Source organism: Streptomyces sp. WZ-12 (assembly GCF_028898845.1).
In the GTDB taxonomy this organism is placed as follows: Bacteria; Actinomycetota; Actinomycetes; order Streptomycetales; family Streptomycetaceae; genus Streptomyces.
On the sequence record NZ_CP118574.1, the window covers coordinates 7,496,628 to 7,510,994 of the forward strand.

Sequence of the window (14,367 nt, forward strand, 5' to 3'; positions counted from 1 at the left end):
CGAGATGTTCACTCGGTGCGGTTGATCCGCTACGGACAGTGCCCCTTTGTGGTGCCCGCGATGCGGGAGGAGGAGGGGCGTCAGGCGTGAACTGCCGGCGCACGAAGCGCACTTGTGCCGGTGGTGTGCTCCAGTGTCAACCGGAGTGTGCCGCCCGGCCCGGCCGCCGGCCCATCCGTACGAACCGGACCGGAGTCCCTGGTGTAGCCTGCGCCGCCGCGGCGAGGAAGCGCTCCGGGACGACGCCCGCGACCGGATAGCCGCCGGTCGTGGGGTGGTCGTGCAGGAAGAGCACCGGTAGTCCGTCGGGCGGTACCTGGAGGGCGCCCAACGGCATGCCCTCACTGGGGAGTTCGCCGTCCCGGGCGCGCTCCAGGGGCGGGCCCTCGGTGCGCAGCCCGATCCGGTTGGAGGCCGGGGACACCCGGAACCGTCCGGTGGCCAGGGTGCGCAGCCCGGTGGCGGTGAACCAGTCGGCGCGCGGCCCGGGCAGGAACGGCAGCACCAACTCGGCGGCCGGGCCGGCGTGCGGGACCGCGTCGGCGGCGGCCGGGGGCCCGTGCGGGGTCCCCAACGGGAGCACCGCGCCGTCCGAGAGCGGGTCCGGGCCCAGGCCGGAGAGCAGGTCGGTGGCGCGGCTGCCGAGCACCGGCTCGGCGTCCACGCCGCCGGCGAAGGCGAGGTAGCAGCGCACCCCGTGGGTGGCGGTACCGGCCTCCAGCACCGCACCGGCCGGGACGCGGACCGGTGCGCCCCAGGGGGCGGGGCGGCCGTCCACCGTCACCGGGCAGGCGGCGCCGGTGACCGCGACGGTGGTGGCGGTGCGCAGCCGGACCGCGCACCCGGTGAGGGTGGTCTCCAGGGTGGCGGCCGAAGTCCCGTTGCCCACCAGGCGGTTGGCGAGCCGGTGCGCCGGCTCGTCCAGCGCACCGGAGCGGGGCACGCCCAGGTGGGCGTGGCCGGGCCGGCCGAGGTCCTGGACGCAGGTCAGCGCGCCGGCCCGGACCACCGTCAGGGCGCGGTCGGTCATCGGGCGGGCTCCTCGGAGGCGTGGCGGGAGGGAGCGGTGCGGGGGGCCGGCAGCGGCAGGTCCTCGGGGACGAAGCGGACGGGAGTGCCGGGGGCGAGCAGCGCCGCCGGCACCCGCCCCGGGTCCCAGAGCGCGGCGTCGGTGCGGCCGATCAGCCGCCAACCGCCGGGGGAGGCGCGCGGATAGACCCCGGTGTACGGGCCGGCCAGGCCGACCGAGCCCACCGGGACGCGGGTGCGGGGGGTCTCCTTACGGGGCACGTGCAGGGGCTCGGCGAGCCCCGTCAAGTAGCCGAAACCGGGCGCGAATCCGCAGAACGCGACCCGGAAGGCGGTGCCGGAGTGCAGCCGGACCACCTCGTCGGGGGTGACGCCCCACAGGGCGGCGACCTCGGCGAGGTCGGGCCCGTCGTAGCGGACCGGGATCGTCACGGCCGGGCGGTCGCCGGCGGCCGGCGGCGGGACGCGCCAGGTGGCGAGCTCCGCGCCCAGCGCGCCGGGGTCGGCGAGGCCGTCGAGGAAGACCGTGCGGGCGGCCGGGACCACCTCGCGGACCGCGGGCAGGGTGCCGTCGGCGGCCCGGCGCAGCAGTTCGGCGTGGAGCGCCTCGACGTCCTCGTCGCCGGTCAACTCGACCAGCAGCCCGTGCTCGCCGACCGGCCGGGCCCGCAGTGGCAACGGCCCGGGCGCGCCGGGGCGTTGGGCCGTCACACGAAGCTCCGGATGCGGACGCCGGCCGCGGTCAGTTCAGCCCGGACCCGCCGGGCCAGCTCCGCGGCGCCCGGGGTGTCGCCGTGCAGGCACAGGGAGCGGGCGGCGACGGCGATCCGGGCGCCGTCGCGGGCGGTGACGGCGTGGTCGCGGGCCAGGCCGACGGCGCGCTTGACCACCGCGTCGGGGTCGTGGACCACCGCGCCCGCCTCCCGGCGCGGGACGAGGGTGCCCCGGTCGGTGTAGGCGCGGTCGGCGAACGCCTCGGCGACGACGGGGAGTTCGGCCTCCCCGGCGGCGCGGTGCAGGAGCGAGCCGGGCAGCCCGAGGACCGGGAGGCGGCCGCCCGCGGCGCGGATGCCGGCGACCACCGCGGTGGCCTGTTCGGCGTCGTGCACGCAGCGGTTGTAGAGCGCGCCGTGCGGCTTGACGTAGCCGACGCGGGCGCCGGCGGCCCGGGCGAAGACCTCCAGCGCGCCGATCTGGTAGGTGATCTCGTCGGCCAGCTCCTCCGGGGGCACGTCCATCGCGCGGCGCCCGAAGCCCGCCAGGTCCCGGTAGGAGACCTGGGCGCCGATCACCACGCCGCGGGCGGCGGCCAGTTCGCAGACCCGGCGCATGGTGGAGGGGTCGCCGGCGTGGAAGCCGCAGGCGACGTTGGCGCTGGTGACGACGGAGAGCAGCGCCTCGTCGTCGGTGAGTTGCCAGCGGCCGAACCCTTCCCCGAGGTCGGCGTTGAGGTCGATGAGGCCGGGGGCCGCCGAATCGCTCATGGATGTCCGTTCCGGGTGCGCGGGTTGCGGGAGGCGGATGCGGGAGTGCCGAAGCGCAAGCCAACGTACCGATCGTTGAACGATCCGACAAGAGGTGTGTTGTCCCGTCCCGTCATCTGGGATTGACTGCGGCTGACATCGCAGCGGGACGGGCCGGCGGTCCGGCCGAACGGGACGAAAGCGGTAGGCGGTATGGCGGGCGGAGTGACGAGGAACGACCGGCGGCGGCTCGCCGAGGTCGCGGGGCTGGAACAGGACCGCGCGCTGCTCGGCCGCGCCAGCACGGCCGAGCGGGTCGCCGACATCCTGCGGGACCGGATCACCGAGGGCTACTTCCCGCCCGGCGCACGGCTGTCGGAGGAGAGCATCGGCGGCGCGCTGGGCGTCTCGCGCAACACCCTGCGCGAATCCTTCCGGCTGCTCACCCACGAGCGGCTGTTGGAACACCGGCTCAACCGCGGGGTCTTCGTGCGGATGGTCACCGTCGAGGACCTGGACGACATCTTCCGGGTGCGGGCGCTGGTGGAGTGCGCCGCGGTGCGCGGGCTGGGGCAGGGCCCGTACGGGCCCGAGGTCGCCGCGTCGGTGGCGGCGATCGAGGCGGCGGTGCGGGCCGGCGAGGAGGCGGCGGCGAACCGGGTCTGGGAGGAGCTGTCGACCGCCAACCTCCGCTTCCACCAGGCGATCGTGGCGCTCGCCGGCAGCCCGCGGACCGACGAGCTGATGCGCGGGGTGCTGGCCGAACTGCGGCTGGTCTTCCATGTGATGGCCGACCCGCAGCGGTTCTACGCGCCCTACCTGGTCCGCAACCGGCAGATCGCGGAGTCGCTGCTGGCCGGTGACGCGGTCGCGGGCGAGCGGTTGCTGCGGGCCTATCTGGAGGACTCGCGCGGCCAGTTGTCGGCGGCGTACGCCCAGCGCATTGCCGAGGGCTGAGCGCGCTCCCGTTTTGTCGGCGCCGACCCCTTGTCGGATCGTTCAACAATCGCATAGCCTCCGCTGCAATCTCTTGTCGCTCCCTTGACGTCCGTGCCCCCGCTCAGCGGCCGGCGCGCACGCGGGGGCACTCCCCGTACGCGGAAGGCGGATCTCCATGATCGTGCTGCTCGGCGTGCTCGTGGTCGTCATCGGCTTCGCCACGAAACGCAATCCCCTGTTGGTCGTGGCGGTGGCCGGCATCCTCACCGGGCTGCTCGGCGGGCTGACGCCCACCAAGGTGCTGGCCGCCTTCGGCGAGGGCTTCGCCGGCAGCCGCGCGGTGACCATCTTCGCGATCACCCTCCCGGTGATCGGCCTGTTGGAGCGCTACGGCCTCCAGGAGCAGGCCCGCACCCTCATCGCCAAGTTCGGCCGGCTCACCACCGGGCGCTTCCTCGCGCTCTACCTGGGCCTGCGGCAGATCGGCGCCGCCGTCGGACTCACCAACGTCTTCGGACCCGCCCAGACCGTCCGGCCGCTCGCCGTCCCGATGGCGGAGGGCGCCGCCGAGCGCCGGCACGGCCAACTCCCGTCCCACACCCGGGAGAAGGTCCGTTCGTTCGCGGCCAGCGCGGACAACGTCGGCCTCTTCTTCGGCGAGGACGTCTTCCTCGCCGTCGGCTCCATCCTGCTGATCACCGGCTTCGTCAACACCACCTACGGGACCCACCTCGAACCGCTGCACCTGGCGCTGTGGGCGATCCCCACCGCGGTGTGCGCCTTCGTCGTCCACGGTTGGCGGCTGCTGCGGCTGGACCGCTACCTGGAGCGCGAACTGCTCGCCGCCAACGTCCAGTCCACCCCCGCAGCGGAGGCCACCCGATGATCAAGGCTGAGTGGTTCTACTGGCTCGTCGGCCTCAGCTTCCTGGTGATGGCCGGCCAGATGGTCACCGACCGCGGCAACCCCAAGCGCTTCGGCACCGGCGCCTTCTGGGGCCTGGTCGGCGCCGGGTTCATCTACAGCAGCTGGGTCGTCACCAAGCGGGCGCCGGCCGAGCCGTTGGGCGTCGCGGTGCTGGTCATGGCCGCCCTGGCCGGCTTCGGCTGTACCGGGCGCGGTACCCCGCGCACCACCACGCCCACGGAGCGCGCCGCCAGCGCCGCCCGCCTGGGCAACAAGCTCTTCCTCCCCGCCCTAACCATCCCGGCCGTGGCGATGGCCTGCGCCATCGGCGTCAAGCACCTCTCCCTCGGGGGCCAACCGGTCCTCCAGGAAGGCAGCGAGACGATTCTGGGGCTCGGCATCGGCGCGGTCGTCGCGCTCGTCGTCGGCATGGTGCTGCTGCGCGAGAAGCGGCTCTCGGTGCCCGTGGAGTCCGGCCGCACCATGCTGGAGGCGATGGGCTGGGCGATGCTGCTGCCCCAGATGCTGGCCACGCTCGGCACCATCTTCCAGGTCTCCGGGGTCGGCGGCCAGGTCGGCAAACTGGCCACCGCGCTGCTGCCCAAGGACTCCCTCTACGTCGCGGTGGCCGTCTACTGCGTGGGCATGTTCGCCTTCACGCTCATCATGGGCAACGCCTTCGCCGCCTTCCCCGTGATGACCGCCGCGGTCGGCTGGCCCGTCCTGATCGGGCACTTCCACGGCAATCCGGCCGCGGTGCTGGCGCTGGGCATGCTCTGCGGCTTCTGCGGAACCCTGGTGACCCCGATGGCCGCCAACTTCAACATCGTCCCGGCGGCATTGCTGGAACTGAAGGACCAGTACGGCCCCATCAAGGCGCAGTTGCCGACCGCCGGCGTCCTGCTGGGCTGCAACATCGTCATCATGGCGCTGTTCGCCTTCTAGCGTCCGCCCGTTGACCCCCGGCGGCCCCCGCCGCCCGCACCCACGAGGAGGGACCGCATGACCGCCCCCACCACCGAGCCGACCCGCGTCCTGCTGACCGGATTCGAGCCCTTCGGCGGCGAATCCCTCAACCCGTCCTGGGAGGCGGTGCGCGCCGCGGTGGCCGCCCCGCTCGACGGCGTGCAGTTGTACGCCGCCGAACTGCCCTGCGTCTACGGTGGATCGGTCACGGCCCTGCGCGCCGCGATCGCGGGGATTCGTCCCGATGTAGTGGTATGTGTCGGGCAGGCCGGTGGGCGCCCCGACATCACCGTGGAACGGGTCGCCGTCAACATCGACGACGCCCGCATGCCCGACGGCGCGGGCGCGGAGCCGATCGACGAACCGATCGTGCCGGGCGGCCCGGCCGCCTACTTCGCCACCCTCCCGATCAAGGCGTGCGTGGCCGCCGTCCGTGCCGCGGGCCTGCCGGCCTCGGTCTCCCACACCGCCGGCAGCTTCGTCTGCAACCACGTCTTCTACGGGCTCGCGCACCTCATCGCCACCGAACTGCCCCAGATGCGCGGTGGGTTCGTGCACGTCCCGTATGCGCCGGAGCAGGTCACCGACCGCGCCCAGCCGTCGCTGCCGATCGCCGCGATCGCCGCCGCGCTGCGGGAGGTCGCCGCCACCGCCGCCCGCACCCGCACCGACCTGCGGGTCGCGGAGGGGGCCACGCACTGAGCCGGTGACGCCCCCGGTAAAATGGCCGGTCGGCCGGCTCGCGGGCCCGTCAACGGGTCCGGGCGCGGTCCGCCCATGAGGGGATCCGTGCCGTTTCGTCCGTTGTCAGTGCCAGCGCCTACGCTGTGCGGCGTGACTTCTTCCGCCCCGGGCGCGGCTGCGCCCCAGCTCAACGGCCAGAGCCGGCCCGCGCCCGGCCCGGCCGCCGACGAAGGACTGGCCCGCCGGCTGCGCGCGCTGGCGTGCACCGCGCCGCTGCACGACCTCGACGCGCGCAAGGCCAACCTCGCGGGCGAGTACGGGGTGTACGCGATGGCGGAGGTGGCGCTCGCCGTCATCGACCTGGTCACCCTCAACATGGACTTCGACACCGGCGCCGACCACGAGGAGATAGTGGCCAAGGTCCTCCCGCGGGTCGCCGCCCAGGCCCCGGACCGCCTCGCGGCGGAGCACGAGCGGGTCGCCCGCTGGGTGCTGGAGAACCTCATCAACGTCGGCAGCGTGGACCGCGGCTTCCGCGCCGTCTACGGCACCTTCACCGCCGACGGCGAGTACGTCCGCCGCGACTACGACTTCAAGCTCATCGAGGAGGTCCCCGGCGCCGGCGGCAGCGTCTACCTCCGCGCCACCGACGAGGCGGTCAACGTCCTCGTCGGCGCCCTGGACACCGACGTCACCAGCGCCCAGATCGCCGCCGAGGTCAAGCTGGAGGTGCTGATCAGCCGCGGCCGGCTGGCCGACGCCCAGCTCGCCGCCGAGCAGGCGCGCTACCGCACCGTCCAGTACGCCGAGACCCTCCGCAAGACCCTGGAGGCCACCCGGCGCAACGTCCGCTCGGTCGACTGGCTGCGCGCCGTCCCCGACATGATCAGCGAGGCGCTGGACCACGTGGCGGACCGCTACCGCCACGAGAACGCCATCCTCACCAACATCCGCAAGGCCCGCGACGAGGCCGAGGCCGTCGACGAGAAGACCGGTGAGCACAAGCGGCGCGCCGCCGAGCTGGTGGACATCGTCAAGGACTGCATCCGCCGGCACACCCAGCTCCAGTCCCGCCTGTTGGAGGCCGGCCCGCTCTTCCGCGCCGAGCAGGACCGCCAGGCGTTCGCCGCCCCCGCCGCCCGCACCGGCCTCGACCTCTACGGCCAACTCGTCGCCCCCGTACTGCCGCTCCCCGTCGAGCAGGCCACCCGGGTCACCGACGCCTTCTTCGCCCGCGGCACCGGCCTGCGCACCCCCGCCGCCGTCCGGATCGTCGATCTGGTCGAGGTGTTGCTCACCCCGCCCGTGGAGCGCGAGCACCTCGGCGCCGAGATGCCCGAGCCCGACCTGATCGCCACGCCCGACGACAGCCGCTTCAGCGAGGCCCAGCTCGACGCCGCGATGGCGCTGCTCGACCTCCCCGCCGACGCCCCCCGCCGGCTCTCCGGCCTGCTCGCCGAGGCCCGCCGCGGCGATCCCGAACTCCCGTACCTGGTCGCCCTGTTGGCGGTGCACGCCGCCAGCCCCCCGGTCGGCACCGCCTACCGCCAGGGCGAGCAGCAGTTGCTCTTCGCGGTGGACGACGGCACCGAGTTGACAGACCCCGAGTTCGGCGGCGCCGACCTCATCGTCGGCACCGCCCTGCTGGACGCCGCCGGGATGGCCGCCGACCGCTCGGAGGTGGCCTGATGCCCACCGCGCCGCGCGCGCCCCGGATAGCGCCCCCGCCCCGCCACGAGATACCCCCGACCGTCCCCCGCAAGGAGCCTGCCCCGTGACCCAGTACGACGCCGACGAGGTGCCGCAGCCCGACCCGGCGCCCGGCACCGGCGAGGCGGCCTGGGGCGCGCCCGCCGACGCCCCCGAACCGGCCCCGGCCGGGCCCTTCCCCGAGTTCTCGGCTCCGCTCGAACAGGGGAGACCCCCTGCGCTGACTCCCGCGGACGCCGCCGACGCCGCCCGGTTGGTCTCCTTCGGCCTCCAGCCCAAGCTGCTGCCGGCCCGCGACGCCGAATACGGCGACCTGCTCCGCCGGTACCGCGAGGAGCCCGCCTTCGCCCGCCTCGCCGACGCGGTCGCCAGCGGCCTCGGCCTGGTCGTCCTGGAGGTCTCCACCCGCGCCGGGATGGCCGTCACCGCCGCCGAGGACTCCGTCTTCGCGGTCCGGATGGGCGACTACGCCCGCCGCGCCTCGGCCGACTCCGCCGACCGCTTCCTGCACGGCCTGGCCCATCTGGCCGTCGCCGCCATGGCGTTCCCGCGCCCCGAGGACCTCGCCGACGACGGCTACATCGGCCGGATCACCGTCAACGGCGTCGACGCCTTCGTCCGCCAGGCGTGCCGCCGGCTTGAGGAGCGCGCCGAGGCGGACGGCGAGAACACCGACCCGGTCAGCGACGCCCCCGGCCTGGAGTCCGCCTGGCGGGTCTACGCCCGGCGCAGCGCCACCGGCGCCACCAAGGACGCCCGGCGGCTGGCCGGTTCGACCACCGGCATCATCGCCAAGGCGGTCACCTTCCTCGTCGACTCCGGCTTCCTCCAGCGCACCGGCGACGACGCCGGCGGCACCTACCGCACCACCGCCCGCTATCAGCTCCAGGTCCGCGACATGGCCGGCACCGCCGCCATGGCCGAACTCCTCGAACTGGGCGTGGTCCCGGTCTCCGACGGCAGCGCCTCGCTGCTGCCCGGCGAGGAGACCGAGGACCTCGACCTGGTCGCCGAGGCCGGACTGCCGTTCCACTCCGGCTGACGCCGCCGCCCATCCCGACCACCGACCCACCCACACACCAACGAGAGTCCGCCATGTACGAGCTGTCCCGGGTCCGCCTCTACTCCATCGGGCCGGCCGGTGCGCGCTATGCCGACACCGTGCTGGACCTGCGCGGGGTCGGCGCACCGGTGCCGCAGCCGGCCCCCGCCCAGGCGGACTTCTTCGAGGACGAGCCGGTCGGCCCGCCGCGCCGCCCGGCCCCGGCCGGCGTGCTCTTCCTGGAGAACGGCGGCGGCAAGTCCGTCCTGCTGAAGCTGATCTTCTCGGTGATGCTGCCCGGCCACCGCAACACCCTCGGCGGCGCCAGCTCCGGCGTGCTGCGGAAGTTCCTGCTGGCCGACGACTGCGGCCATGTCGCCCTGGAGTGGCAGCACGTCGTCACCGGCGAGTCCGTCGTGGTCGGCAAGGTCAGCGAGTGGCGCGGCCGCCAAGTTTCCAACGACCCGCGCAAGTTCGCCGAGGCGTGGTACAGCTTCCGGCCCGGCCCCGGCATGAGCCTGGACTCCCTCCCGGTCGCCGAGGCCACCCTGGTCCGCCCCCGCACGGAGGGCGGCGAGGGCAACTCCGGCGCGCACGGCCGGCGCCGCACCATGAAGGGTTTCCGCGACGCGCTCACCGAGGCCGGCAAGAACTACCCCCACCTCGACGTGGTCTGGGAGGAGGTCCACGAGCGCTGGAACGAGCACCTCGGCGACCTCGGCCTGGACCCCGAACTCTTCCGCTACCAGCGGGAGATGAACGCCGACGAGGGCGAGGCGGCCGGCCTCTTCGCGGTCAAGAACGACTCCGACTTCACCGACCTGCTGCTGCGCGCGGTCACCGACACCCGGGACACCGACGGCCTCGCCGACCTCGTGCACGGCTTCGCCCACAAGCTGGGCCGGCGCGCCGAGCTGACCGCCGAACGCGACTTCACCGCCGGCTCGTTGGACCTGCTCTCCAAGATCGTCGAGGCCGCCGGGGCCCGCGACCTGGCCCGCGAGGTGCACACCGGCGCCGAGCGCCGCACCCGCGCCCTGGCCCAGCGGCTGCACGCCCGCGGCACCGAGGAGCGCGGTAGGGCCGCCGAGTTGGCCGAGGCGGTGGCCGGCGCCGCGCACCGGGTCACCGACGCCGAGCGCACCCGCGGGCGCCGCGCCCTGGTCTCCGCCGAACTCGCCTACCGGCACGCCTCGTTGGCGCTGGCCGCCGCCGAGAAGGGCGCCGCTGCCCAGCGCCGCGAGCTCAACGACGCCCGGACCCTGCACAGCGCCTGGCAGGCCGCCGAGATCGCGCTGCGGCACCGCGCCGCCGCCGACCGCTCCGCCCGGGTCGCCGCCGCCATCCGGGAGGCCGAGCGGGACGCCGCCCCGGCGCTGGCCGCCCGCGCCACCGCCGCCGCCGACCTGGTGCGCGCCCTCCAGCGCGCCGCCGAGGCCAGCGAACGCCTCGCGGGCGAGGGCGAGGAGCGGTCCGCCGCCCTCCAGGAGGCCGGCGAGTCGGCCCACCGCGACGCCACCTCCGCCGCCACCCACGCCCAGCGCGCCCGCAGCGAGGCCGACCACCTCAAGCAGCGGCTCGCCGAGGTCGCCGAGGAGACCGCCGAGGCGGTCCGCGCCGGCTGGCTCGACGACAGCGCCCCGGACGCCGACCCGGCCCGCGCCGCGCTCGCCGCCTCCGACGCCGAGAAGACCGCCGTGGAGGCGTGGGACGTCGCCCGTGAGGCCGCCCGGCAGGCCACCGACCGGGCCCGCGAGGCCACCGCGCGGCACTCCGCCGCCGAGCTCGCCGCGGCCCGCGCCGAGGACGCCGCCCAGGCCGCCGAGCGCGCCCACGACGCCGAGCGCCGGGCCGCCGAGTCGATCGGCGCCGAGCAGCGGCTCACCGAACTCCTCGGCCTCCCCGAGGCGTCGGCGATCGCCCTGCCCGGCCCCCGCACGGCTGATGGCGCCGGGTCCGCCGCCCCGCGCCGCCCCGCCGGGCCGCTCACCGCCGAGGAGGTGGACCGCAGCGCCGATGCCCTGCACGAGCTGTTGGAGGGCGGCGTCGCGGCCGCCGAGCGCCAGTTGTTCGAGCTGCGCACGGCCGCCGCCGACGACGCCCGCATCCTGGGGGCGCTGGGCGACGGCGGGCTGCTGCCGCCCGGCCCGGACGTGCTGGCCGCGGTGGAGTTCCTCGGCGAGCACGGCGTTCCCGCGCTGCCCGGCTGGCGCTATCTCGCCCAGTCCGTCGACCCGGCCGACCACGCCCGGGTGTTGGCCGCCCGCCCCGAGCTCGTCGACGGCGTGATCATCACCGACCCGGACACCCACGCCCGGGCCCGCGAGGTGCTGGCGCAGGCCGCGCTGCTGCCGCGCTCCGCCGTCGCGGTGGGCACCGCCGCGGCGCTGCTGGCACCCACCCCGCCCCAGGACGCCGAGGACACCGGCGTCTTCCTCGTGCCGCCCAACCCGGCCATGCACGACGAGTCCGCCGCCGACGAGGAGCGCCGCGCGCTGCGCGCCCGCGCCACCGAACGGGACGAGGAGATCCGGGCGTTGGCCGCCCGGCTCGCCGGCGACCGCGCGCTCGCCGCCCGCCTCGGCTCCTGGCGCGCCGGCTGCCCGGCCGGCCGGCTCGCCGAGCTCGCCGAGGCCGCCGAGGCCGCGCGGGCGGCCGCGGAGGAGGCCGCCGCCGAGCTGGCCGAGGCCCGCGCGGCCCGCGCCGAGACCGACGAGACCGCCACCGAGGCCACCCGGGTGCGCGACGAGCGGCAGGAGGCCGCCCAGCGCGCCCGCCGCGCCGCCGACCTGCTCGCCGGCCTCGCCCACCGGCTCCGCGAGCGCGCCGGCTGGCAGTCCCGGATGCGGGAACTGGCCGACGAGGCGGCGGAGTTCGAGGCCCGCGCCGAGGAGTGCGTGGACCGCGCCCGGGCCGCCGACGAGGACCGCCGGGCCGCCCAGCGGGCCGCCGACGACGCCCGCCGCACCGCCAGCGCGCTGCGCGCCGAGCGCGCCGAGATCGCCGGCGTCCCCGACGACCTCGGCGCGTCCGCTGAGGAGCCCGGCACGTCGCTGCCCGCGCTGCGCGAGGCGTACCGCGCGGCCTCCCAGCTCTACGAGAAGGTCGGGGTCGGCGCCGACCTCCGTGCCGAGCAGGCCCGCGCGGAGGGCGACGAGTCCGCCGCGCTGGCCGAGTTGAACCGCCTCACCAACAAGGTCCGCACCCGCGCCGAGCAGTTGCTGCAGAGCCCGGACGCGGCCGACGGCCCGTCCCGGCAGGCCGCCGCGGCCCGCGCCGAGTCGCTGGTGCAGATGCTGGAGACCCGCGCCTCGACCGCCAGCGAGCAGCTCGGCCGGTTGCGCGGCGAGGCGGAGCGGCTGGCGCCCATCGACGGCGAGGCGCACACCGAGCTGCCCGAAGAGTTGGTGCCCGCCGACGCCGAGCGGGCCAAGGAGCTGCTGCGCACCGCGGGCGCCGAACTGGCCACCGCCACCGAGGCACTTGAGGCCGCCCGCGGCGAGCACGAGGAGCTGCTGCGCGCGCACCGCGCGGCCGAGGACGCGGCCGGCGGCTTCGACGAGACCGCCGCGCTGCTGCGCGATCTGCTGCGGGACCACCCGGACGCCGAAAGGGGGGCGGAGGGTGCCGAGGCGTCGATCGAGCCGTACGCCGGAAGCCTCGCCGAGGCCCGGCAGGCGGCCGCCGAGTCCCGCCGCTCGCTGCGCGGCTGCGCCGCCGACCTCTCCGCCGCCGAGTCCGCGGTCCGCGAGGCCGCCGACGTCCTCGTCCGGCACGCCAACTCCACCCGCTACGAGCAGGTGCGCACCCCCGCCCGCCAGCAGATCCGCGAGCTGCCCGCCGCGGCGCTGCCGGACCACGCCGCCAAGTGGGCGGAGGCGTTCGCGCCCCGACTGCGGGTGCTCACCGACGAGTTGGCGCAGTTGGAGCGCAACCGCGACTCCATCGTGGACCGGCTGCGCGGCCTGGTGGAGTCCTCGTTGACCACGCTCCGCTCCGCGCAGCGGCTCTCCCGACTGCCCGAGGGGCTGGGGGAGTGGTCCGGCCAGGAGTTCCTGCGGATCCGCTTCGAGGACCCCGACCAGGCCACGCTCAGCGAGCGGTTGGGCGAGGTCATCGACGAGGCGACCCGCGCGGCGGTGAGGAAGAACAGCGATCTGCGCCGGGACGGGATGTCCCTGCTGCTGCGCGGCGTGCAGGCCGCGCTCCAGCCGCGCGGGGTGGCGGTGGAGATCCTCAAGCCGGACGCGGTGCTGCGGGCCGAGCGGGTGCCGGTCGGGCAGATGGGCGACGTGTTCTCCGGCGGCCAGTTGCTCACCGCGGCCATCGCCCTGTACTGCACGATGGCGGCGCTGCGCAGCAACGACCGGGGTCGCGACAAGCAGCGGCACGCCGGCACGCTGTTCCTGGACAACCCCATCGGCCGCGCCAACGCCACCTATCTGCTGGAGCTCCAGCGCGCCGTCGCCGACGCACTGGGCGTCCAACTCCTCTACACCACCGGCCTGTTCGACACCACCGCGCTCGCGGAGTTCCCGCTGGTCATCCGGTTGCGCAACGACGCCGACCTGCGCGCCGGCCTGAAGTACATCAGCGTCGAGGAACATCTGCGCCCCGGCCTGCCGCAGGCGGACGCGTCCGACGAGGCGGTGCACGGGCAGATCACCGCGACCCGGATGTACCGCCGCCCGGAGGAGCCGGCGGCGGAGGCGGCGACCGGATCGGTGGGCGGCTGAGCGGGCCGCCCCGCCCGGGGCGGCCGCCGCGGGCGTCTCAACCGCCGTACCCCAAGCGGCGGGAGAGGTCGGCGGCGGCCGCCACCGCCGCCTTCGCCAGCTCCGGGAGGCGCTCCGGCGCCATCCGGTAGGCCGGCCCGGAGACCCCGATCGCCCCCGTCACCGCGCCGTCGTAGGCCCGGACCGGCGCCGCGACGGCGTTCAGCCCGGTCTCGAACTCCTCGACGGTGCGGGCGAATCCGTCCGCGACGGCGGCGGTGAGTTGCTCCCGCACGGCGGTCGGGGCGGTCAGGGTGTTCCCGGTCAACCGCGCCAACTTCCGGCCGAGCAGGGCGTCCCGGCGTTCCTGGGGCAGGTGGGCCAGCAGGACCTTGCCGCTGGCGGTGGCGTGCAACGGGGTGCGGCGGCCCAGCCAGTTGAAGGCGGTCACCGCGGCCGGGCCCCGGGCCTGCATGATGTTGACCGCGGCGTCGCCGTCCAGCACGGCGATGTTGGCGGTCTCCCCGGTCTCGTCGGCCAGTGCCCGGCACACCGGCTGCCCCTCCTGCGAGATGTCGAGCCGGATCGCCGCCGCGCCGGCCAGCCGCAACACCCCCGCGCCCAGGAAGTATTTGCCGCGCTCCTTCTCCTGCTCCACCAGGCCGCGGTGCTCCAGCACGCCGAGGATGCGGAAGGCCGTGGACTTGTGGACGCCCAACTCGTCGGCGAGCTCGGTGACTCCGGCCTCGCCCAGCCGGGCCAGGCTCTCCAGCACGCTCACCGCGCGGTCCACGGACTGCACGGAGCCGGCGTGGCGGCGCTCCTCGGCGCGGTCCTGGGGCGTATCGGTCGTGTTCGCCATGGCTCTTCGCCTCACTACCCGTTGCCCCCGACGGGCACGTCCTGGGGCCGC

At 75.5% G+C, this 14,367-nt stretch carries 11 protein-coding genes; 7 read left to right on the plus strand and 4 right to left on the minus strand.

The window, feature by feature from the left end; genetic code table 11:
• Nucleotides 1–136: 136 nt before the first annotated feature.
• Genes PV796_RS32770 through PV796_RS32780 form a run of 3 tightly spaced genes read right to left on the minus strand, consistent with a single transcriptional unit; the run spans nucleotide 137 to nucleotide 2,513 of the window.
• Entirely contained in the window at nucleotides 137–1,030 is an 894-nt protein-coding gene (locus tag PV796_RS32770; protein WP_274917310.1) for a 5-oxoprolinase subunit C family protein, read from the minus strand.
• On the minus strand, nucleotides 1,027–1,740 hold the full coding sequence (locus PV796_RS32775; RefSeq protein ID WP_274917311.1) for a 5-oxoprolinase subunit B family protein: 714 nt from the start codon (nucleotides 1,738–1,740) through the stop codon (nucleotides 1,027–1,029). Before PV796_RS32775 ends, PV796_RS32770 begins: the two co-directional genes overlap by 4 nt.
• Nucleotides 1,737–2,513: a LamB/YcsF family protein gene (locus PV796_RS32780; RefSeq protein ID WP_274917312.1), complete on the minus strand. Its 777-nt coding sequence runs from the start codon at nucleotides 2,511–2,513 to the stop codon at nucleotides 1,737–1,739. The genes PV796_RS32775 and PV796_RS32780 overlap by 4 nt, the downstream gene beginning before the upstream one ends.
• A gap of 192 nt (nucleotides 2,514–2,705) precedes the next feature.
• Between PV796_RS32780 and PV796_RS32785 the strand changes: the two genes are divergently transcribed.
• The 7 genes from PV796_RS32785 to PV796_RS32815 all read left to right on the plus strand — a co-directional run bounded on the left by PV796_RS32785 (nucleotide 2,706) and on the right by PV796_RS32815 (nucleotide 13,475).
• A complete protein-coding gene (locus tag PV796_RS32785) occupies nucleotides 2,706–3,449 on the plus strand; it encodes a GntR family transcriptional regulator (RefSeq protein WP_274917313.1) in 744 nt (247 codons plus the stop codon).
• Nucleotides 3,450–3,606: 157 nt separating this feature from the next.
• Entirely contained in the window at nucleotides 3,607–4,317 is a 711-nt protein-coding gene (locus PV796_RS32790; RefSeq protein ID WP_274917315.1) for a DUF969 domain-containing protein, read from the plus strand.
• On the plus strand, nucleotides 4,314–5,282 hold the full coding sequence (locus PV796_RS32795) for a DUF979 domain-containing protein (protein WP_274917316.1): 969 nt from the start codon (nucleotides 4,314–4,316) through the stop codon (nucleotides 5,280–5,282). The genes PV796_RS32790 and PV796_RS32795 overlap by 4 nt, the downstream gene beginning before the upstream one ends.
• 57 nt (nucleotides 5,283–5,339) lie before the next feature.
• Nucleotides 5,340–6,005 (plus strand): pyroglutamyl-peptidase I, encoded by a 666-nt coding sequence (gene pcp, locus PV796_RS32800; protein ID WP_274917317.1) that lies wholly within the window; start codon nucleotides 5,340–5,342, stop codon nucleotides 6,003–6,005.
• A 132-nt stretch (nucleotides 6,006–6,137) separates the two neighbouring features.
• Nucleotides 6,138–7,676: a hypothetical protein gene (locus PV796_RS32805; RefSeq protein WP_274917318.1), complete on the plus strand. Its 1,539-nt coding sequence runs from the start codon at nucleotides 6,138–6,140 to the stop codon at nucleotides 7,674–7,676.
• A 109-nt stretch (nucleotides 7,677–7,785) separates the two neighbouring features.
• Nucleotides 7,786–8,739 (plus strand): hypothetical protein, encoded by a 954-nt coding sequence (locus PV796_RS32810; protein ID WP_376569900.1) that lies wholly within the window; start codon nucleotides 7,786–7,788, stop codon nucleotides 8,737–8,739.
• A gap of 53 nt (nucleotides 8,740–8,792) precedes the next feature.
• Nucleotides 8,793–13,475 (plus strand): hypothetical protein, encoded by a 4,683-nt coding sequence (locus PV796_RS32815; RefSeq protein WP_274917320.1) that lies wholly within the window; start codon nucleotides 8,793–8,795, stop codon nucleotides 13,473–13,475.
• A gap of 37 nt (nucleotides 13,476–13,512) precedes the next feature.
• On the opposite strand, the gene PV796_RS32820 is transcribed toward PV796_RS32815, so the two are convergent.
• Nucleotides 13,513–14,316 carry an IclR family transcriptional regulator gene (locus PV796_RS32820; RefSeq protein WP_274917322.1) on the minus strand — a complete coding sequence of 268 codons (804 nt, stop codon included), beginning with the start codon at nucleotides 14,314–14,316 and terminating at the stop codon, nucleotides 13,513–13,515.
• Nucleotides 14,317–14,367: the final 51 nt, after the last annotated feature.